A 20,875-nucleotide genomic window follows, 5' to 3' on the forward strand; every position below is an offset into this window, starting at 1 on the left:
TTGAATGCTAAAATCTTGTCCCCATATAGTTTATATTCTGAGGTGTGGTTTCCTTGTTCTAGAAAGTAATTTTAAAACAAGAGATAGAAACCCTTAAACTAGCGTGAGCTAAACGAAGAGAGAGCTTTATGAATCCTGAGCGTTCCGAACGCATTGAAATACCAGTATTGCCTCTGCGTGATGTAGTGGTATACCCACATATGGTGATCCCACTGTTTGTTGGACGTGAAAAATCCATTCACAGTCTGGAAGCAGCGATGGATCATGACAAGCAGGTAATGCTGGTTGCGCAAAAAGAAGCCTCGACTGATGAGCCAGGGGTGAATGATTTATTTGCTGTCGGTACAGTCGCATCCGTTATTCAGATGCTAAAACTGCCTGATGGCACCGTTAAAGTCCTCGTTGAAGGTCTACGACGCGCACGTATTACCAGTTTGACAGATAATGGCGAATATTTCTTAGCGCAAGCAGAATATTTAGCTGCAGAGCAAAATAATGAATCTGAACACGCAGCGTATGATGAAGCGACAGCGGGTTCTCAATCATCAGACGCACTTGATGAAAAAGAAAACGAAGTGTTGTACCGCACTATCGTTAGTCAGTTCGAAAGTTATATAAAACTGAATAAAAAGATTCCACCTGAAGTATTAACCGCGTTACATGCGATTGAACAAGATCAGCTAGACAAACTGGCAGATACCATTGCCTCTCACATGCCACTAAAATTAGCGGATAAACAACGCGTTTTAGAAATGGCAAATATCGCAGAGCGTGTAGAGTTTTTGATGGCCATGATGGAGTCAGAAACTGAGCTGCTGCAAGTGGAAAAACGCATCCGCAATCGTGTTAAAAAACAGATGGAAAAAAGCCAGCGTGAGTATTATCTGAATGAGCAAATGAAAGCCATTCAGAAAGAGCTGGGTGAAATGGACGATGCGCCAGACGAATATGAATCGCTAAAACGTAAAATCGAAGAAGCGAAAATGCCAAAAGAGGCACAAGAGAAAGCAGAAGCAGAATTGCAGAAGCTGAAAATGATGTCGCCAATGTCAGCAGAAGCTACTGTTGTCCGTAGCTATATTGATTGGATGGTGCAGGTACCATGGCATAAACGTAGTAAAGTCAAAAAAGACTTAGTTAAAGCTCAAGAAGTGTTAGATACCGATCACTACGGTTTAGAGCGTGTGAAAGACCGTATTTTAGAGTATTTGGCAGTGCAAAGCCGCGTCAGTAAAATTAAAGGGCCAATCCTTTGTCTGGTTGGGCCTCCGGGCGTGGGTAAAACCTCTTTGGGGCAATCTATTGCTAAGGCTACTGGCCGTCAATACACTCGTATGGCATTAGGTGGGGTGCGTGATGAAGCTGAAATTCGCGGTCACCGTCGTACCTATATCGGTTCAATGCCAGGTAAGCTGATTCAAAAGATGGCAAAAGTAGGGGTCAAAAACCCACTATTTTTATTGGATGAAATTGATAAAATGTCATCTGATATGCGTGGTGACCCAGCCTCTGCATTATTAGAGGTGCTTGATCCAGAACAAAATATTGCCTTTAACGATCACTACTTGGAAGTGGATTACGATTTGTCTGATGTGATGTTTGTTGCAACATCCAACTCGATGAATATTCCAGCACCATTGTTAGATCGTATGGAAGTCATCCGTCTTTCTGGCTATACAGAAGATGAAAAACTGAATATTGCGAAAAAACATTTGCTGTCTAAGCAGATTGAACGTAACGCATTGAAAAAGAATGAGTTAACTATCGATGATAGTGCTTTAATGAGCATTATTCGTTATTACACTCGTGAAGCTGGAGTTCGTGGTTTAGAGCGTGAAATCTCTAAATTGTGTCGTAAAGCGGTTAAAGCGCTGCTCATGGACAAAAAGCTTAAGCACATTGAAATCAACGCTGATAACCTGAAAGATTATCTGGGTGTTCGCCGTTTTGATTATGGCCAAGCAGACACAGAAAACCGTGTTGGGCAAGTTACAGGCCTTGCTTGGACTGAAGTTGGTGGTGACTTACTGACTATTGAAACTGCATGTGTGCCAGGCAAAGGCAAACTAACTTATACCGGTTCTTTAGGTGAAGTCATGCAGGAGTCTATCCAAACGGCATTAACGGTTGTTAGAGCTCGAGCAGAAAAACTGGGTATAAATAGTGATTTCTATGAAAAACGTGATATTCATGTTCACGTACCAGAAGGCGCTACACCAAAAGATGGCCCGAGTGCGGGGATTGCGATGTCAACCGCTTTAGTCTCTTGCTTAACGGGTAACCCAGTTAGAGCTGACGTAGCAATGACAGGTGAAATTACTTTAAGAGGTTTAGTTTTCCCGATAGGCGGCCTGAAAGAAAAATTATTGGCTGCACACCGCGGAGGGATTAAAACCGTATTAATCCCTAAAGAAAACGAACGTGATTTAGAGGAAATTCCTCAAAATGTGATCGCGGATCTCGAAATTCATCCGGTGAAAACAATTGAAGAAGTTCTTTCTTTAGCTTTAGTTAACCCTCCTTTTGGGGCAGAAGTAGTTAAAAAGAAAGCTAAAAGAGTGAGCTGAATCAAGAAGTTTGTATAAAATTAAGACTGACAGCTAATTTAGGGCTTGTCAGTCTTTTTTTTCATCGCTAATTTAACGATGATTCTGATAATTGTTTGTATGCAATCTGTTCTCTTGCCATTGGTAATCAGGATTGATATAACGGCTGCATCATTAATTAACTATACTAATAACTGCTATAGTTAATTAAGAGATTTATAGTCCAACTAATATGGGGATGATAAGAGTGAATAAAGCTCAACTGATTGATCAAATCGCTTCTGATGCGAATATTTCTAAAGCTGCAGCAGGTCGTGTTGTTGACGCGTTCGTTGCTACTGTAACAGGTTCTCTGAGTAAAGGGGATGATGTTGCTCTAGTTGGCTTTGGGACTTTCTCTGTTCGTGAGCGTGCAGCACGTACAGGCCGTAACCCTCAAACGGGTAAAGAAATTAAAATCGCTGCGGCGAAAGTTCCTGCTTTCCGTCCAGGCAAGGGTCTTAAAGACGCTGTAAATAGCTAATTAGGTATTTAAGTTTGTCTTTCTCGTAATTTTGCGAAAACTCAAACTGACGGAATGTCTTTAATCAGCTAATATATAAGCGCACCATTGAAATGGTGCGCTTTTTTTTCTTTCTGAGTTAAGATTAGCGTATTATCAGGAAATTGAATTCAACAAAGCGGAGTTAAGCCTTTTTATGATGGAAAATTTACGCACAAAGGCGAATAGTCCTTTGCTCAAAATAATACTGGCGCTGATTATCCTTTCATTCGTGTTGGGTGGCGTTATGATGGGGGGCCTCGGTGGCAACAGTGCAAATAATGCAGCTGAAGTTAACGGGCAATCAATAAGCCGTGAACAGCTACAGCAGGCTTTTCAACAAGAACGCCAATCATTACAAGAGTACCTAGGGGATAAATTCTCAGAAGTCGCTAGTAATGAAGAAAGTATGAATTTACTGCGTCGTCAAGCTCTTGATAACTTGATTAACAATGAACTGATTAATCAGTATGCTAATGAATTACAGCTCTCAGCAAGTGACCAGCAAATTGAGCAATATATTTTCTCAATGCCTGTTTTCCAGACAGATGGCCGGTTTGATAGCGAAAAATATCGTGAGATCTTAAGTCGTAACAACATTAACGCGGATAGCCTTGCGGCTCAAATTCGCCAAGACCTTACACGAGCTCAGTTAGGAAAAACCTTTACTGGAACGGATTTCGCTTTACCATCAGAAGTTAAAGCATATGCTGAATTATTTATGCAAGAACGTGAAATTCGTACTGCAATCTTAGATTTAGCAGAGGTTCAAGCAAAACAAACAGCTTCTGAAGAAGAATTAAAAGCCTACTATGATGCCAACCAAAATAGCTTTATCTCACCTGAGAAAGTACAAGTAAGCTATGTTGAAATGGATGCTGCATCAATGCCGCCAGCGACAGTGTCAGCTGAGGAAGTAAAAGCGTATTATGATCAAAACCTGAAAAATTATACTCAGGCAGAGCAAAAACAGTACAGCATGATTCAGGTAGCTTCAGAAAAAGAAGCAAATGATATTCTGAATGAATTAAAACAAGGTGCGGACTTTGCAACACTGGCAACTGAAAAATCAACGGATAAATTCAGTGCAGGGCAAAAAGGCTTGATTGGTTGGATGGAAGCGGCATCAACGCCAAGCGAAATTGTGGACGCAAAATTAACAGAAAAAGGGCAACTTTCGGCACCTGTTAAATCACAAAATAGTTATGTTATCTTTCGCTTAGATGATATTAAACCTGAATCTATTAAACCGTTTGAGCAAGTTGAAGAAAGTATTAAAACTAGCTTACTTCAAGATAAAAACATTAAACAATTCTATGACTTACAGCAGAAGGTTAGTGAGGCTGCCACGAGTGATATGGAATCATTAGTTTCGGTTGAATCTGTATCTGGTTTGAAAGCTGTGACAACGGATTGGTTTGATAGAACAAATCCACCTGCCGCACTTAATTTCCCTAAAGTGGTCAGTGAAGTATTTAGCGACCGTTTAGTGGATAAAAATGGTTCTAAAGGGATCAACTCAGATGTTATTAACGTTGAAGGGGACCGTGCATTTGTTGTGCGTGTAACAGAGTACAAACCTGAAAGCGTTGAACCTTTTGATAAGGTTAAGTCCGAAATTGAAACTCTGGTTAAGCGCCAAAAAGCGGATGCAGAGTTGAAAGCTACGAGTGATAAACTTCTTGCTGAGTTAAATGCGGGTAAAGGAACAGAAGCTCTAAATGCGGCGGGGGTTAAATTTTCCGATACTCAAACTGTTTCTCGTTTAATGCCACAAACAGCGGTTATTAATGCAACGATGGAAATGCCGCAACCTGCTGATGGTAAACCAAGTTATGCACTTGCGCGTGATGAGTCCGATAACTATGTGCTTATTCAACTAGATAAAGTTACGCTAGGCCAACCGACGGATGATGAGTTAAAGCAACTGACTCGTGAATACCAAGGTGCTATGAGTTCTGCGGTCAATGAAGCTCTGATGCTTAATTTGCGTGAGAATGCAAAAATTGAAGTGCTGAATATTGAGTAATTGCGAGCAGCTTCGCAAGTAAAATTGTAACTTCATGAATAGAAGGCCACCTTTGGGTGGCCTTTCGTATTTTCAGTATTATTGAAAAGTGTTCCGTATTTTTCTATGGCATCGTTGTGTCTCAACATACACAGGAGAACAAATATGTTATGGAATTCAGTCAATAAATGCAGATTAGGTATTGTTCTGCTCCTTTCTTTATTATGCTCATTCTCTTCTTTTTCTTTGGCTAAGAAAATTGAGCGAGAAAAAGCCACAGAGGCTGTCATTCAAGAAAAACAAGTAAGTAATAACTCACCATCAACGAGCCATGGCCAGTCTGACAAAGTGAATATCAACTTAGCGGGTGAAGAAGAACTTGCAGAAAAACTTACTGGTATAGGTAGGCAAAAAGCGAAAGCAATCGTTGAATATAGGCAAAAATATGGTGCTTTTAATTCCATTGAAAATATTTTAGAAGTTCAGGGGATAGGTCCTGCATTTTTAGAAAAGAATAAAGATAAGTTAACTTTGTAACTAAAATCCCCCATACAGAGTATGGGGGTAATATATTAAAGGTTAATAATTAAGCAGAAAACTAAGCTTTTTATAAATAATTTGCGAGCTAAGTCTTATTATTGATAATCATTCAGCACATTTTCCGTACATTTGTTATTTTTATGTTATTAAAAAATAAACTGGTCGGAGTAGTTATGACAACACACATTAAAGTTCATGGTTATCATATAGATATTTTTCAACATGTTAATAATGCACGTTACTTAGAATTCTACGAAGCGGACCGCTGGGAATGGATGAATAAGCGTAATTTCATTAGTTGGGCGATAAAAAACAATTTAACAATGGCTGCGGTGAATATTAATGTAAATTATATCCAAGGCGTCTTGCTTGGTGATGAGCTGACAGTAGTGACTCGAATGGATAAAATCGGTACTAAAAGCGCAGTCTGTTATCAACAAATAATTCGCAATAAAGCAGGGGCTCAAGAGGTAGTTTCTGATGCTTATGTGACATTTGTATTTATCGATAACATAGAGAATAAAGCGATTGTTATTGATGAACAATTGCGTGAGAAACTAGAGTCATTCAAAGTAGGTTCTGAAGACTTTATTCAAAACTAGCCTACCATTAGCTTGAATATTACGAATAAGCTAATGATAGGCTGTGTGTTTGACTAATTCATTATGGCTTTTGCTTTAATGAGAGCATGATGGCTTCTTTATCATTTAAATATTCATTTAAGCCCTTGCTCCTTAAATGGCAGGCAGCACATTCACCGCAACCATCACCTTGAATACCATTATAACAAGTCAGTGTTTGCTGCCTGATGGTTTCAAGGTGGCCATAACTGTCGGCAAGAGCCCATGTTTGGGCTTTATTTAACCACATTAATGGGGTTTCAAAGCGAATATTTTTGGCAAGACCGAGGTCTACAGCATGATTGAGGGCTTTGACAAATTCATCTCGGCAATCTGGGTAACCTGAAAAATCAGTTTCACAAACACCGGTTATCACCGCTTCTGCTTTTACTTGGTAAGCATAAATTGCTGCTAATGTGAGGAATAAAATGTTGCGCCCTGGAACAAAAGTGCTGGGTAAAGTACTGGACTCGCTTTCTGAAAAATCAGGAACTGGGATGTTATCTCGAGTTAAGCTGCTGATTGCCAATTCATTGAGTAATGTGACATCTAACACTTTATGTGCTGTAGCACCTAAAGATACGCTCAATTTCTGTGCGACTTCGATTTCAAAACGGTGGCTCTGGCCGTAATCAAAAGTAACACAATGAACTTCATCATAGTTTTGCAAAGCTTGAATAAGACAGGTTGTTGAGTCTTGGCCTCCGCTAAAAACCACAACTGCGCGTTTCATAGGTACTCCTTGGTGATATATCATTATCAAAATGTGATGGAAAGAGAGTAAAGCATGTTAGCGATACTGGGATGTAATTCATAGTTCTATTTTTATCAAATTAGTTTGATTGAAGGACTATTTATATGCTGATTTGGTTATCTGTATAAAAATATTCTATAATCATGGTATTTGGTAACATTTTTATTGTTTTTTAATTATTCAATTTTGCATAATATAGTTATACAGCTAATAAAATAACGATAAAAGCACTTACACCCAAGCCAAGAGAGTAATTATGTTAGATAAAATAGACAAAAAACTGCTTTGTTTATTGCAAAATGACAGTAGCCTATCCTTAAATACCCTTGCTGAAGCTGTTAATTTAACATCTACTCCGTGCTGGAAAAGATTAAAAAGGCTTGAAGATGAAGGCTATATTCGAGGGCGAGTGACCTTACTCGATGGTGAGAAGCTAGGTTTAGGTTTAACGGTAATTGTGACAATTAAAACACAGCATCATAATAGTGAGTGGTATGAGCAATTTGTTTCTTTTGTTAGTCAACTTCCTGAGGTGCTGATGTTTTATCGCATGGCTGGTGAGTATGATTATCTTATGCAAGTCGAAGTGCATGATATGAAATCATATGACTTATTTTATAAAAAGCTAGTCAATGGCGTTCATGGTCTAATAGATGTAACTTCAAGCTTTGCAATGGAAAAAATCAAATATACGACAGTATTGCCTATCCCTGACTAACCTCGTAATAGCTTAGATAATTACGGTCTCTCATTCTTAGGCATCAATAAATCAATATATTCAAGGCAGTATTACGTGCGATTATTTTCACAACTAGGTTGGTATTTTTTGAGTGAATGGCGGCGCTATCTCGGCGCTGTTTGCTTTTTAATTATCATTGCTATTTTACAATTAGTTCCTCCACGCATTGTTGGTGTTGTTGTTGATGGAATTAGTAAAGGGGCAATGCCGACAAAGCAATTAATCACTTATGTTTTAATCATGCTGTTGATTGCATTGGTTGTGTATGGGTTGCGGTATATTTGGCGTTTATGGTTATTTGGTGCTTCTTATAAGTTAGCTGTACAGCTACGACAAAAGTTTTATCGGCAATTAAGTCTGCAGAATCAAGCGTTTTACCATAAGTATCGAACGGGAGACCTAATTGCACGTACAACGAATGATGTTGACCGAGTCGTGTTCGCAGCTGGTGAAGGTGTTTTAACATTAGTTGACTCATTGGTGATGGGGTGTGCGGTGCTCATCATGATGAGCGTTGAAATTAGTTGGCAGCTTACTTTACTTGCACTTATTCCAATGCCAATTATGGCATTAGTCATTAAACGTTATGGGGATCAGCTTCATCAGCGTTTCAAGCATGCCCAAGGGGCATTTTCGTCTTTAAATAATCATGCACAAGAAAGTTTAACAAGTATTCGCATGATTAAAGCTTTTGGCCTCGAAGATCATCAATCAAATCAATTTGAACAGGTAGCTACCGAGGCAGGGCGTCGCAATATGCATGTTGCTAAAGTTGATGCTCGTTTTGACCCCACTATTTTTATGGCGATTGGTATGGCCAACTTACTCGCTATTGCTGGGGGAAGCTGGATGGTATTAAACGACACACTGACGCTAGGCGAATTAACGAGCTTTGTGATGTATCTAGGGTTAATGATTTGGCCGATGTTAGCGCTCGCATGGATGTTTAATATCGTTGAACGAGGTAGTGCGGCTTATAGCCGTATTCTAAGTTTACTCAATGAACCGCTAGTCATTCAGGATGGTTCGCATTCATTACAGCCTGAAAAGGGAAACTTGAATGTGAATATTATCAACTTTAGTTATCCAGAAACTAAGCGAATAGCATTACATGATATTAAGTTTGATTTAAAACCTGGACAATTTTTGGGGCTTTGTGGGCCGACGGGGTCTGGAAAATCAACGTTGTTGATGTTATTACAGCGTCAATTTGATGTGACGGAAGGGGCGATTTGCTATCAAGGCTTATCACTACCCGAAATCCGTTTAGATGAATGGCGTGCTCGGTTATCTATCGTAAATCAGTCCCCATTTTTATTTTCAGATACAGTTGCTGACAATATCGCGCTTGGGCGGCCTAATGCCACTCAAGATGAAATTGAACAGGCTGCGCGTATAGCTTGTGTACATGATGATATTTTACGTTTACCTGAAGGCTATTCTACTCAGGTTGGTGAGCGCGGTGTCATGTTATCTGGCGGGCAGAAACAACGAATTTCTATTGCAAGGGCTATCTTGCAAAATGCAGAAATCTTGGTGTTAGATGATGCACTTTCTGCTGTTGATGGGCAGACCGAGTTTACAATTTTACAAAATTTAAGCCATTGGCGGCAGGGTAGGACTATGATAATTAGCGCCCATCGTCTATCTGCATTGGTAGAGGCAGACAATATTATTGTGTTATCTCAAGGTGCTATTGTTAGTCGAGGTAAACATGAAGCGCTTATTGAGCAATCGGGTTGGTATAAAGATATGTATCAGTATCAACAGATTGAAGCTGCTCTGGATGGTGAGCTATGAGCCAAAAGAAACCGCTATGGCCAGCACTCAAGCGTTTGCTTGGTTATGGAAAAGCATACCGAGGAACCATGGGTATTGCCATTGCAATGCTATGGTTAGCCGCTATTGCAGAAGTTAGTGGGCCTCTGCTAATCAGCTATTTTATTGATAACATGATAGCGAAAAAACAAATCATCATGCCACTTGCTTTATATATGGCCGTTGGTTTTATATTGCTCCAAGTTATTGCAGCGTTATTACATTACTATCAAATTATTTTATTTAATAAAGCCTCTGTGGGGGTAGTGCAAACATTACGTACAGATGTGATGAATGCAGCCCTTCGACAGCCCCTAAGTGCATTCGATAAGCAACCTGTTGGCCAATTAATTTCACGAGTTACAAATGATACTGAAGTTATTAAAGATCTATTTGTGATGGTTGTGCCGACAGTATTTCGTAGTTTAGCCCTGATTTGTGCCATGTTAGTTGCTATGTTTTCATTGGAATGGCGTATGGCATCAATTGCAGTGATGATTTTTCCTGCAGTATTTGTGGTAATGCTTGTTTATCAGCGTTTAAGTACGCCCATTGTGCGCCGTGTGAGATCTTATCTTGCAGATATTAATAACGGTTTTAACGAAGTCATTAATGGAATGACAGTTATTCAGCAATTTATCCAACAGGCTAGGTTTGGCGAAAAAATGCAAAGTATTAGCCAAGACCATTATTTTGCAAGAATGAAAGCATTAAAACTTGATGGCTTACTATTAAGGCCATTACTAAGTTTACTTTCAGCTTCAGTATTGTGTGGCTTGCTATTGCTATTTGGGTTCGAAGGAACGACTACCATTGGTGTTGGTGTCTTATATGCATTTATTAACTATTTAGGTCGCTTGAATGAGCCGCTTATTGAGTTAACTTCTCAGCAATCAATGCTTCAGCAAGCTGTTGTTTCTGGTGAGCGTGTATTTGAATTAATGGATAGTCCGCAGCAAGGTTATGGTGAAAGTATTGAGCCATTACAAGGAGGTTCAATCTCAATTAACCATTTATCTTTCGCTTACCGTGATAACAAAATGGTACTTAAAGATATTAATTTACAAGTGCCTGATAATAACTTCGTTGCATTAGTCGGCCATACAGGCAGCGGTAAAAGTACCATAGCAAATTTAATTATGGGGTATTACCCGTGGCAGGAGGGAGATATTTTATTAGATGGACGTAATTTGAGTTCACTATCCCACCAAGTATTACGTAATGGTATTGCAATGGTACAACAAGACCCTGTTGTCCTCGCTGCTTCTTTTTTTGACAACGTCGCATTAGGACGTGAGATTAGCCAAGACAAAGTTTGGGAAGTTCTTGAAACTGTTCAGCTTGCTGGGTTGGTTCGTGGTTTACCTGATGGGCTAGATACCGTGCTTGGTGAACAGGGAAATACCTTGTCTGTAGGGCAAAGACAGTTATTAGCGATGGCCCGAGTCCTTGTGGTGACACCCAAAATTTTAATTTTGGATGAAGCAACTGCGAATATTGACTCAGGGACAGAGCAAGCGATACAAAAAGCGTTACGAGTGATTCGCCAACATACTACGTTAGTTGTGATCGCCCACCGTTTATCGACAATTGTCGACGCTGACCAAGTCGTTGTGTTACATCGTGGTGCAATTGTTGAGCAAGGTAAACATTTACAGCTTTTGCAACAAAAAGGACGTTATTATCAAATGTACCAGTTGCAGCAAGTTGGAGAATCATTAAATGCCCATAGTGATGCTGAAATTGAGGCTATACCTAGTTAATTATTCTGCACTCTTATAATGCATACCTTAAAGCCACTCATTCGAGTGGCTTTTTATTTTGTTCTTTCCTATTGAATTTTATGGATAAATATATTTTGGCACACGGTTTGCTATAAAGTCAGTGCTGTCCGAAGTATTAAGCAGCTTATTCATATGACTTATAGGAGTGAACATGAAATATATCATCGCGATCATTAAGCCATTTAAATTAGATGAAGTTCGAGAGGCACTATCAGATATTGGGGTTCAAGGGCTTACGATTACTGAAGTTCGAGGGTTTGGGCGGCAAAAAGGACATGCCGAATTATATAGAGGAGCTGAATATACTGTCGATTTTTTACCTAAAGTACGTATGGAAATAGCGGTTTCTGATGAGTTGGTAGAGCAGGTGATTGAAACAATTGAAAAAAAAGCTTATACGGGCCAAGTCGGGGATGGAAAAATATTTATTTTGTCATTAGAGCAAGCAGTACGTATTCGTACAGGTGAAAAACAAGACGAAGCACTGTAGGAGAGCAACTATGAGCAAAGGGTTCCAATACTTATTTTTATTGATATCAATGGGTGGTTTTCCAATAACCGTGTTTGCAGCAGAGGAAACCCTAGATAAAGCTGATAACGCATTTATGATGATAGCGACTGCTTTAGTTATTTTTATGATACTGCCAGGTATCGCATTATTTTATGGTGGGCTACTAAGAAGCAAAAATGTCCTTTCTTTGATGGCTCAAACTGCAGTTATTTTTGCTTTGGTGTCTGTTATTTGGATTGTTTATGGATACAGTTTAGCTTTTAGTGAGGGGAATGATTTTATCGGTGGTTTTAGCCAGATCATGTTGAAAGATATTACTGTAGAAAGCTTATCTGGGCCGATCCCTCAATTTATTCACGTCGTGTTTCAAGGTGCATTTGCATGCTTAACGGTTGCATTAGTGATTGGTGCATTAGGAGAGCGAATTAAATTTTCTGCAATTCTAATTTTTACCCTTATTTGGACTACATTTGCTTATTTGCCAATGGCACATATGGTGTGGGGAGGTGGTATTTTATCCCAAGATGGCGCATTAGATTTTGCAGGGGGGACGGTTGTTCATATTAATGCGGCTGTTGCAGGCTTAGTTGGTGCTTACTTACTGGGGCATCGTACCGGGTTAGGGAAAGAAGCCATTAAACCTCATAACCTACCTATGGTATTTATGGGAACTTCCATATTATTCATTGGCTGGTTTGGTTTCAATGCAGGTTCGGCTGGAAGTGCAAATAGTATTGCTGCACTCGCGTTTGTGAACACTATCGCAGCTGCGGCAGGCGCTATCTTATCGTGGACTTTAGCGGAATGGCTTTTCAGGGAGAAACCTTCATTATTAGGGGCTTGCTCTGGGTGTTTGGCTGGGTTAGTCGGTGTTACGCCTGCTGCGGGTACTGTGGGTGTTGGCGGGGCATTAATCATCGGACTACTTTCTGGATTGGCAGGTTTATGGGGGGTAGTGATTTTAAAACGTCGGTTAAAAGTTGATGATGTTTGCGATGTTTTTGGCGTTCACGGAGTCTGTGGCATTTTAGGGTGTTTACTCACGGGGGTATTTACCTCAACGGTATTAGGCGGAAGTGGCTATGCGGAAGGTATTACGATGATGAAACAAGTAGGAATTCAAGCCGTTAGCATCCTAGTTTGTGTTGTTTGGACTGCAATTGTTGCTTATATCGCATTTAAAATTGCAGAGAAAACGTCAGGCTTACGAATTAATGTTGAAAAAGAAAGGGAAGGCTTAGATATTACTTCTCATGGTGAAAGTGCCTACAATTAACCTTCATGTAAAGATAATTACAGGATAATACTGTGTTTTATGTAAATTGATAATGGCAGCTTATTGCTGGCTGCCATTACCTTTTTAAACTGACTAATATATTTTTCTAAGTAAGTAATCACTTACTTTAAATAGCGGTTATTTACGAGGTTGCCGTTGACGAATTACGCCTTCTTGGACTGCAGTTGCAACAAGATCACCTTGTAAATTATAGATTTGTCCTTTCACAAAACCCCTCCCACCTGATGCCGAAGGGCTTTCTACAGCGTACAGTAACCAGTCATCAATTTTAAATGGGCGATGGAACCACATTGAATGATCAATAGTTGCAACCTGTAAGTCGCGTTCCATAAATCCTCTACCATGCGGCTGTAATGCGGCAGGGAGGAAATTGTAATCAGAGGCATAACCTAATAAATAGTGGTGTAGTGAAGGTATATCAGGCAGTTGCCCTTTCGCTTTGAACCAAATATAACGAAATGGTTCTTGAGGTGCGGCATCGAATGGGCTGTAAAATTCAACGGGACGAAATTCAAAAGGAGTTGGCCGAAGAGCATACTTTTTAACTGCTTCTGGTAATTTATCAGCCAAACTTTGAACAATATCATCTTGAGAAATTAATTTTGTAGGTGGTGGTACATCTGGCATTAAGTTCTGATGGCTATAACCTTCTTCTTGAGATTGAAATGATGCGGTCATAAAGAAGATAGGTTTGCCATTTTGAATGGCACTTACTCGGCGTGCGCTAAAGCTTCCGCCATCGCGTAAAATTTCCACGTCATAAACAATGGGACGTGAGCTATCGCCTGGGCGTAAAAAATAACTATGAAAAGAATTAATCGCTCTTTCTTCAGGTATAGTTTGCTTAGCTGCATACATGGCTTGTCCAACAACTTGTCCACCAAAAACTTGAGGTAAACCAAGGTCTTCGCTTTGTCCACGAAAAATACCTTCTTCAATTTTTTCGAGTTCAATTAGGCTAATTAAATTCTGTAATTCTGGGCTCATAGTCATCTTAGTTCAGTTATACGTAAATGAGATATTGGTATTTTCCCATTATTTACCCTGAATAGGTAGATTAATTACTAGCGAATAAATTGGGGTTACGTATTGTTACATTTGGAAATATAAATGTATTATTCTACCAATATTAGTTATACTTTTTATTATTCCCTCATCAGAAAATGACTTGTCTATTCCGATTATTTTAAAATGTTTTAGTAAACATTGTGTTATAGGTAATAACTATGAAGTTTTTTCGCTATATTGTTAGCTTATTAGTGATTTTAACGTTGGTTAGCTGTGAAGGGAATAGCACCAAGCCCAGCGAAAAAGCACTTAATGCTCAAAATAGTAATAATAACCAGACAGTCGATTCAGGAAAAATCGAGGGCCGTGTGGTGATTTTACAGGATACTGTTTTACCTGAAGACGCAGTTGTTACAATTACGTTGGCAGATACAACGGTTGCGGACTTACCTGCACTGATATTATCTCAAAAATATTATAATTCGGTGAACAATCGGCCGACAATTCCTTTTGAACTAACTTACCAAAAAAGTGAAGTTAGGCAAGAAGGCACGCTAGTTGTGAATGCAACTATAAGCGCAAACGGAAAACTATTGTATATCAGTGATAGTGTTGTAGAGGTTATCAACAACGGCATTACAAAAAATGTTGAATTATTGATGGTCTCTGCGAATTAGCCAATGTACCGGCTCTTAGTTGAGTCTCTATTTTTATAGGTGTTTGTGTGATAAATCGCCACTTAGCCATGGGTTTCTTGCTATTTCAATGACTATCAAGCATAATGCCCCTGCTTTGAAAGAAGCAATCAATGGGGGCTCTGTTGGTTCTCCCGCAACGCTAACTTGTTAACTTGGTCAGGTCCGGAAGGAAGCAGCCATAGCAGGGGTCGTGTGTGCCGGGATGTCGCTGGCAGGGCTCCCACCCAATTCTAAGACCTTTCCTTGTATATCAGTCTCCCTATTCCAATTTATTATAAATATAATTTTTAATTGTTTTTTCTGTTTATTCTTTTTTATTTTTATAAATGTAAATTAAACTTTAAGGTTTAAATGAATTCAAAAGTTAAAAAGAAAAGTTAAGAATACAACATTAATTGTTGAGTATTGTGATAAGAAAAAGTTGGCAGGCTAAAATTTAAAGTAAGAAAATGCTATTAGCATAATAATTATGCCAATAATAAAATGATAAATACATTGCGTTCAGCCGATAAGTGGATTTACCGGCTATAACCATTCACTATCTGTGCGTGTTAATAAGATATTATCTAACAAACTTCCAAACAGACGCTGGGATTTTATCATAAAGCTTATTCATTGTGAGTTCAGCTAAGCGGTGATCTGCTGCTGAATAGAATAGCTCTAGCTCATCATCAGATAATTCATACTTATTTTTTTCAATGACACGCTCAAGTGTTTCAATTGTGGTGCATTTTCTTAAACGCATCAGATAATCAGATTTGGTCATAATACCCTTTCTTTTATGCAAAATTACTTATTAATATACGGTTTTATAGTCTGAACTAAAGGTAAATAATACCTTTAAGTTTTGCTAGTTAGGCACTTTAGGTCATCATCCAGCACAGCGACAAGGCTGTGATTCATTGCTTCCCAGTCTATAATTTCACTAAGTGTGATAACTGGGCTGCCGAATAAATCATAGGTCTCATCGAGGTATTCTTCGATAAGTGATATAACAAGATTTTCTTTTGGGTATTTGATTTTAAACCGCCATACAAATGCAGCGATATGTTCAATGAGTTCATTCAAGGCTGCGCTTTGCGGGGAGCTTAAATCATTAATCCAGTGTGTATTTGTTTTTTGTAAGCTTAAAATAGCGTCTCTATTGAGACTATTACATAAGTATTTTAGTTCTGCTATATCATGTCTTTTGGGTGAGTATTCATCCATAATCACCTCCGCAGGCGAATCTGACTTTTGCTGTGTGTATTTTTTATCAATAATGTCATGTTAACTAATTAAAGCACCTATGTTCAATATAAAAGTTTACACGTTAGTATATTGAAAAATATAAGATTATTGCTAGTTCGTTAAACTTTCGAAAATTATTAATATAATACATAAGCGATGTTCGAATACGGACTGGCTGCTCGGACTAAACTAGCCGCGATATAATAATAGCATTATTACCACATATGTCACCACCAATAAACGACTTTTTTCTAATTTATTAGTGAGTAGTTGAGGTTTGAGTTACGTATGTTCTGTTTAAACTCAATTTTATGAAGTATTTAAACTATAGTTTAACCATCGGTTATTCTAGTACAGCGAATATGAAACGTTTATACAAAAGATGTTATAAAAATTATTATCCTATTTAATTCATTCAAATAATTAATTTTTACTAATAAGAGAATTCAAAATAAAAAAGCTTTTATCTGAAATAGATAAAAGCTTTTTTGCTGAGATTAACTTAAAGGTAGAGGTTTAAGGTCACCCCTGGTTTCAGGTCGGCCATTTTGACACCTGAATTCCAAGTCATTAAATCATTGAGCTTTATGCCGTGACGCTTAGCAATGCTATAGTAGGAATCGCCTTTTCTTACCTTATAGGTTTTTGCCTTACGGCTACTTGCTGTAGACGCTGGGCTAGCAACTTTTAATACTTGCCCAGGTTTGATAACGCTTGCGGTTTTTAATCCATTTAGCTTTTGAATATCTTTCGCAGTAGTATTGAATTTTTTTGCAATACTTGCGACGGATTCACCTTTGCGTACTTTATATGTTGCTATTTTAGCTCGATTTTGACGTGCGCTAGAAATTGCAGTAGGTTGCGCTGTTTTAATCTGCTGATTTTGTTGTGCAGCTAAGCGAATCGTGTTTAAAACGTCTTGGTCGGAAAGAGATGTTTTGAATTGTTCGGCTTTAGCAGTAGGTAGCATAATATAATGAGGGCCACTTGGTGATGTTATACCGCGAGTGTAACCAGAATTATATGTTTTTACCGATTCAACTGTTAACCCAGCCAGCTCAGCAGCTTGAGATAACGTGATTTGTTGGCCAACATCAATTTGAGTGAGTGCTCTATTTTTATTACTTGTTGGCAAATTAACTTGATACCTTTCAGGATTTTTTAATACTTGGCTAAGCGCTAAGATTTTTGGTACATATTGTTTGGTTTCTTTCGGTAAAGAGAGTGACCAGAAATCAGTTGGTAACCCGGCAGCCTCATTTTTCTTGATAGCATTTTGTACACAGCCTTCACCACAGTTATAGGCAGCTAGAGTGAGCTCCCAGTCATGGCCGAACATAACATTTAAGTTTTCGAGAAGATCGAAGGCCGCTTTAGTTGAAGAAACGACATCTCTGCGTTCATCAACCCATTGTGTTTGTTTTAGGCCATATGAGCGAGCCGTGATAGGGACGATTTGCCATAGGCCTGCAGCTTGTGCTGGAGAAGTTGCTTTAGGATTAAACGAGCTTTCAATAATAGGAATTAAAGCTAACTCCATTGGTAAATTGCGCTCATTAATTTCGTCTACGATGAGGTACATGTATGGCTCAGCTCTTAATGCCACATCGTAGACAAAACGTTGTTTATTTAAATAACTATTTGCTAACTCCCTAATTTGAGGTTTATCAGGGATATCCATTTTTAGTTCATCACTAATATAACCCCATAGGTCATAATCAGATTTAGGTAATTGTCTACTGGCGGCTTGGTTATGTGATGCAACAGTTTCAATTGTATGATTACTAGGAGTTTTGTTCTGCTTAATTTTTTTCGGGGCAGTTTGGCATCCGGCCAACAGAACAATGGCGATAAGCGTCGCGATTATCTTCATTCTTTTCTATTGTTCTTCATTTTAATGTTTAAAAGTCGAACAATAATACTTATCCCACCCCGATATGACAATCATTAAACTTTAATATTGGTCTTTTAATTGACGTAGTAGGGTAAAAATTGCTCTTAAAGGTGGGTTTTGTAGATTAATATTGAGTTTTTTCTGTAGTTGAGGGTTGTCACATTGCAGAAAAATATTTATTTTTTTCTCTATTTTCAATGTGGTAGGTACTGTTGGTTGATGTTTGTCACGTATTTGCGTTATTTTTTGTAAATATTGTGTAATCGCTTCATTTTCAGGCCATATATGGTGTGCAAATTTGAGATTAGATAAAGTATATTCATGAGCACAACAAATTAAGGTTTCATCAGGGAGTGCTGCAATTTTTTGGATAGATTCAAACATTTGCTCGGGCGTTCCTTCAAATATCCGCCCACAGCCCGCAGAGAATAGGGTGTCACCACAGAATAAATAAGGTGCTTGGTAAAAGCCAATATGCTCAGATGTATGGCCTGATAATGAAATAACCTGTAGGTTGAACTCGTCAATTATGACTTTATCACCATTTTCGACTATTTCTGTTGCTCCTTTAGATTGAGTTTCTTTTGGGCCAAAAACGGGAAGAGTTGTAAATTTGCTTAAAATCCCTTTTACGCCACCCGTATGGTCATTATGGTGGTGAGTTAATAGGATTGCGACTGGGGTCAATCGCTTGGCTGTAATTATTTCAAGCACAGGTTCTGCCTCTGCAGGGTCAACGATGATACACTGTTGGTGGCTATCAGCTAAAACCCAAATGTAGTTATCGTTTAAAGCTGGTACTCGAATTAACTCCATAATGACCTCGATACTTGTTAATAGTTAATAGGGGAATTTCATGAAGCCTGCGCGTATTGATAAAAAAATTCAAATGCCTGTTAGTTGGTCTGACATTCCTTTTGGAGAACAATACCGTCAAGCCATAGAAAATCAACTTAGCCCTTGGTGGCCAAAGATATTTGGCTTTCATCTGCTTAAGTTAGGTCATTTAAGTACTGAAATCCAGACCGAAGGCTGTCTTATCTCTCACCAATTTAATGTTGGTACCGGCGATCCGCGTTTTAACCTTGTTGCCAAACCCGAAGCTTTACCATTAACCCAAAAATCTATAGATGCCTGCCTAATGACTCACTGTTTGGCTTATAGCCATGATCCTCATTGGCTCTTACGGGAGGTTGACCGGGTATTAATCGACGATGGTTGGTTAATTATTTCAGGTTTTAACCCTTTCAGTCTTCTTGGAATGGCGAAACTCGTGCCTGTTTTACGTAAACGGCAGCCTTATTGTAGCCGTTTTTTTCCATCCGTTAGGGTATTTGATTGGCTCAGCTTATTAAATTATGAAGTTTTGTATCATCGCAATTGCCAAATAATCCCTTGGCTGGGGGCGAATAGACGAGTGAATAAAAGCTGTGGGGGGGTTGGTGTTTTAAGTGTGATTGTGGCGCGGAAACGGACTTACCCACTAACTCCGACACCACTAAAATTTAAGCAACCAAAAGTTAAGATTGGAACAGCACTCGGTACAGCAAAGGAGATCAGTAAATCAATGAAGGTAAACGACCCTTCTTAGTTTTGTGCGGGTTGGTAACCCGTGTCTTCTTTAGTTGGTGCTGAAGCCGCAGCTCGAGCTAATTCATCACATTTCTCGTTTTCGGGGTGGCCAGCATGGCCTTTAACCCAACGCCAATCAATAGTATGTCGTTGGATGGCATCATCGAGGCGTTTCCATAAATCGACATTAACGACAGGGGATTTATCTGCTTTTCGCCATTGTTTACGCTTCCAGCCGTGGATCCATTGTGTTATTCCTTGTCGTACGTACTGGCTATCAGTGGTTAAAATAATATCACAAGGTCTTGTTAGCGATTCTAATGCTTTGATGGCTGCAAGTAGTTCCATTCGGTTATTTGTGGTTAAAAAATAACCTTCACTCAACGTTTTTTCATGCTGTTGGTAGCGTAAAACAACGCCATATCCACCAGGGCCAGGATTGCCTAAACAGGAACCATCCGTGAAAATTTCTACCTGCTTTGTCATTTCTGTTACACTCTATATTATTCGTTCCCCTCTAGTTTGACACAAAAAAACATTATGAGCACGGTGATAACCAGACAAATTGTCCTTGATACTGAAACAACCGGTATGAATAAACTCGGTGTTCATTATGAAGGGCACAACATTATAGAGATTGGTGCGGTTGAAGTGATTAACCGCCGACTAACAGGGCGTAATTTTCATGTGTACATTAAACCTGACCGTTTAGTGGATCCTGAAGCATTCGAAGTGCATGGGATAAGTGATGAATTTTTACAAGATAAACCTGTTTTTGCAGAAATTGCGGATGAGTTCCTTGAATTTATTCGAGGTGCAGAGCTTGTTATTCATAATGCTCCCTTTGATATCGGTTTCATGGATTATGAATTCCGTAAACTTAATAAAGAAATTCCACCCACGCAAGATTTTTGTACCATCACTGATAGCTTAGTATTGGCTCGCAAACTTTTCCCGGGTAAACGGAATAACTTGGATGCGCTATGTGACCGCTATTTAATTGATAACTCTAAGCGAACACTGCACGGGGCTTTACTCGATGCTGAAATTCTGTCAGATGTCTATTTGGCAATGACAGGCGGGCAAACTTCATTATCATTTTCGATGGATTCGGAATCGGCTAATAATGAGCAAGAGTATGAAATTCAAAGAATTGAACGTCCCCAAACTGGCCTTAGGGTGATTTTTGCTTCCGATGAAGAGCTTATTGCTCATGAAGCCCGGCTGGATATTGTTGATAAGAAGGGTGGCAAACCCTGCCTTTGGCGGCAATCTTCCGATGAGGCTGAAAATTTACACTAATGATTGGTGTTAT

Annotated in this window: 20 protein-coding genes and 1 other RNA gene; 14 read left to right on the plus strand and 7 right to left on the minus strand. The window is 39.0% G+C overall.

The genetic code is table 11. The annotated features are described in order from the left end of the window. The first annotated feature begins 128 nt into the window (after nt 1-128). The 5 genes from lon (at nt 129) to P3L44_RS03665 (ending at nt 6,237) form a co-directional block, all read left to right on the plus strand. Nucleotides 129-2,567, plus strand: coding sequence for an endopeptidase La (lon, locus tag P3L44_RS03645; protein WP_004905440.1), 2,439 nt, complete (start codon nt 129-131; stop codon nt 2,565-2,567). 226 nt (nt 2,568-2,793) lie between these two features. Next, nucleotides 2,794-3,069, plus strand: a complete 276-nt coding sequence (gene hupB / locus P3L44_RS03650; protein WP_004914513.1) for a nucleoid-associated protein HU-beta — start codon at nt 2,794-2,796, stop codon at nt 3,067-3,069. Between the two features lie 175 nt (nt 3,070-3,244). Beyond that, nucleotides 3,245-5,116, plus strand: coding sequence for a peptidylprolyl isomerase (gene ppiD / locus P3L44_RS03655; protein ID WP_136134841.1), 1,872 nt, complete (start codon nt 3,245-3,247; stop codon nt 5,114-5,116). Nucleotides 5,117-5,260: 144 nt separating this feature from the next. Further along, nucleotides 5,261-5,632: a ComEA family DNA-binding protein gene (locus P3L44_RS03660; protein ID WP_036958552.1), complete on the plus strand. Its 372-nt coding sequence runs from the start codon at nt 5,261-5,263 to the stop codon at nt 5,630-5,632. 176 nt (nt 5,633-5,808) lie between these two features. Next, on the plus strand, nt 5,809-6,237 hold the full coding sequence (locus tag P3L44_RS03665; RefSeq protein ID WP_036958551.1) for an acyl-CoA thioesterase: 429 nt from the start codon (nt 5,809-5,811) through the stop codon (nt 6,235-6,237). Nucleotides 6,238-6,298: 61 nt separating this feature from the next. On the opposite strand, the gene queC is transcribed toward P3L44_RS03665, so the two are convergent. Beyond that, a complete protein-coding gene (queC, locus tag P3L44_RS03670; RefSeq protein ID WP_272661664.1) occupies nt 6,299-6,988 on the minus strand; it encodes a 7-cyano-7-deazaguanine synthase QueC in 690 nt (229 codons plus the stop codon). A gap of 277 nt (nt 6,989-7,265) precedes the next feature. On the opposite strand from queC, the gene P3L44_RS03675 reads away from it, so the two are divergent. The 5 genes from P3L44_RS03675 to amtB all read left to right on the plus strand — a co-directional run bounded on the left by P3L44_RS03675 (nt 7,266) and on the right by amtB (nt 13,137). Then, complete coding sequence (locus P3L44_RS03675) at nt 7,266-7,727, plus strand: Lrp/AsnC family transcriptional regulator (RefSeq protein WP_004905429.1); 462 nt, start codon at nt 7,266-7,268, stop codon at nt 7,725-7,727. A 75-nt stretch (nt 7,728-7,802) separates the two neighbouring features. Next, the gene (locus P3L44_RS03680) at nt 7,803-9,548 is read left to right on the plus strand and encodes a SmdA family multidrug ABC transporter permease/ATP-binding protein (RefSeq protein WP_272661663.1); all 1,746 of its coding nucleotides are present in this window, start codon (nt 7,803-7,805) and stop codon (nt 9,546-9,548) included. After that, on the plus strand, nt 9,545-11,329 hold the full coding sequence (locus P3L44_RS03685; protein ID WP_004905423.1) for a SmdB family multidrug efflux ABC transporter permease/ATP-binding protein: 1,785 nt from the start codon (nt 9,545-9,547) through the stop codon (nt 11,327-11,329). The genes P3L44_RS03680 and P3L44_RS03685 overlap by 4 nt, the downstream gene beginning before the upstream one ends. Before the next feature lie 172 nt (nt 11,330-11,501). Next, nucleotides 11,502-11,840, plus strand: a complete 339-nt coding sequence (gene glnK / locus P3L44_RS03690; RefSeq protein ID WP_004905421.1) for a P-II family nitrogen regulator — start codon at nt 11,502-11,504, stop codon at nt 11,838-11,840. A 10-nt stretch (nt 11,841-11,850) separates the two neighbouring features. Then, nucleotides 11,851-13,137: an ammonium transporter AmtB gene (gene amtB / locus P3L44_RS03695; RefSeq protein ID WP_140172115.1), complete on the plus strand. Its 1,287-nt coding sequence runs from the start codon at nt 11,851-11,853 to the stop codon at nt 13,135-13,137. Nucleotides 13,138-13,275: 138 nt separating this feature from the next. Here the strand turns inward: amtB and tesB are convergent, their stop codons facing one another. Next, nucleotides 13,276-14,145: an acyl-CoA thioesterase II gene (tesB, locus tag P3L44_RS03700; protein WP_109911901.1), complete on the minus strand. Its 870-nt coding sequence runs from the start codon at nt 14,143-14,145 to the stop codon at nt 13,276-13,278. A 239-nt stretch (nt 14,146-14,384) separates the two neighbouring features. Here tesB and P3L44_RS03705 point away from each other — a divergent pair, with 239 nt between their 5' ends. Beyond that, complete coding sequence (locus tag P3L44_RS03705; protein ID WP_140172116.1) at nt 14,385-14,843, plus strand: YbaY family lipoprotein; 459 nt, start codon at nt 14,385-14,387, stop codon at nt 14,841-14,843. Between the two features lie 141 nt (nt 14,844-14,984). Next, nucleotides 14,985-15,081: signal recognition particle sRNA small type (gene ffs, locus P3L44_RS03710), an RNA gene on the plus strand. A 345-nt stretch (nt 15,082-15,426) separates the two neighbouring features. Here ffs and P3L44_RS03715 read toward each other — a convergent pair. The 4 genes from P3L44_RS03715 to gloB form a co-directional block, all read right to left on the minus strand. After that, a complete protein-coding gene (locus P3L44_RS03715) occupies nt 15,427-15,630 on the minus strand; it encodes an HHA domain-containing protein (protein ID WP_004905417.1) in 204 nt (67 codons plus the stop codon). Between the two features lie 74 nt (nt 15,631-15,704). Continuing rightward, complete coding sequence (gene tomB, locus P3L44_RS03720) at nt 15,705-16,073, minus strand: Hha toxicity modulator TomB (protein WP_004905413.1); 369 nt, start codon at nt 16,071-16,073, stop codon at nt 15,705-15,707. 523 nt (nt 16,074-16,596) lie between these two features. Next, nucleotides 16,597-17,967: a murein transglycosylase D gene (gene mltD, locus P3L44_RS03725; protein ID WP_136135575.1), complete on the minus strand. Its 1,371-nt coding sequence runs from the start codon at nt 17,965-17,967 to the stop codon at nt 16,597-16,599. 81 nt (nt 17,968-18,048) lie between these two features. Further along, nucleotides 18,049-18,804, minus strand: coding sequence for a hydroxyacylglutathione hydrolase (gene gloB, locus P3L44_RS03730; protein ID WP_004905408.1), 756 nt, complete (start codon nt 18,802-18,804; stop codon nt 18,049-18,051). A gap of 40 nt (nt 18,805-18,844) precedes the next feature. On the opposite strand from gloB, the gene P3L44_RS03735 reads away from it, so the two are divergent. After that, nucleotides 18,845-19,579 (plus strand): class I SAM-dependent methyltransferase, encoded by a 735-nt coding sequence (locus tag P3L44_RS03735; RefSeq protein ID WP_094962149.1) that lies wholly within the window; start codon nt 18,845-18,847, stop codon nt 19,577-19,579. Here the strand turns inward: P3L44_RS03735 and rnhA are convergent. Further along, nucleotides 19,576-20,046: a ribonuclease HI gene (rnhA, locus tag P3L44_RS03740; RefSeq protein WP_004905405.1), complete on the minus strand. Its 471-nt coding sequence runs from the start codon at nt 20,044-20,046 to the stop codon at nt 19,576-19,578. The two genes, P3L44_RS03735 and rnhA, sit on opposite strands and share 4 nt — an antisense overlap. A 54-nt stretch (nt 20,047-20,100) precedes the next feature. Here rnhA and dnaQ point away from each other — a divergent pair, with 54 nt between their 5' ends. After that, entirely contained in the window at nt 20,101-20,862 is a 762-nt protein-coding gene (gene dnaQ / locus P3L44_RS03745) for a DNA polymerase III subunit epsilon (protein WP_140172118.1), read from the plus strand. Nucleotides 20,863-20,875: the final 13 nt, after the last annotated feature.

Source organism: Providencia sp. PROV175 (genome assembly GCF_032707045.1).
GTDB classification, from domain to species: Bacteria; Pseudomonadota; Gammaproteobacteria; order Enterobacterales; family Enterobacteriaceae; genus Providencia; species Providencia hangzhouensis.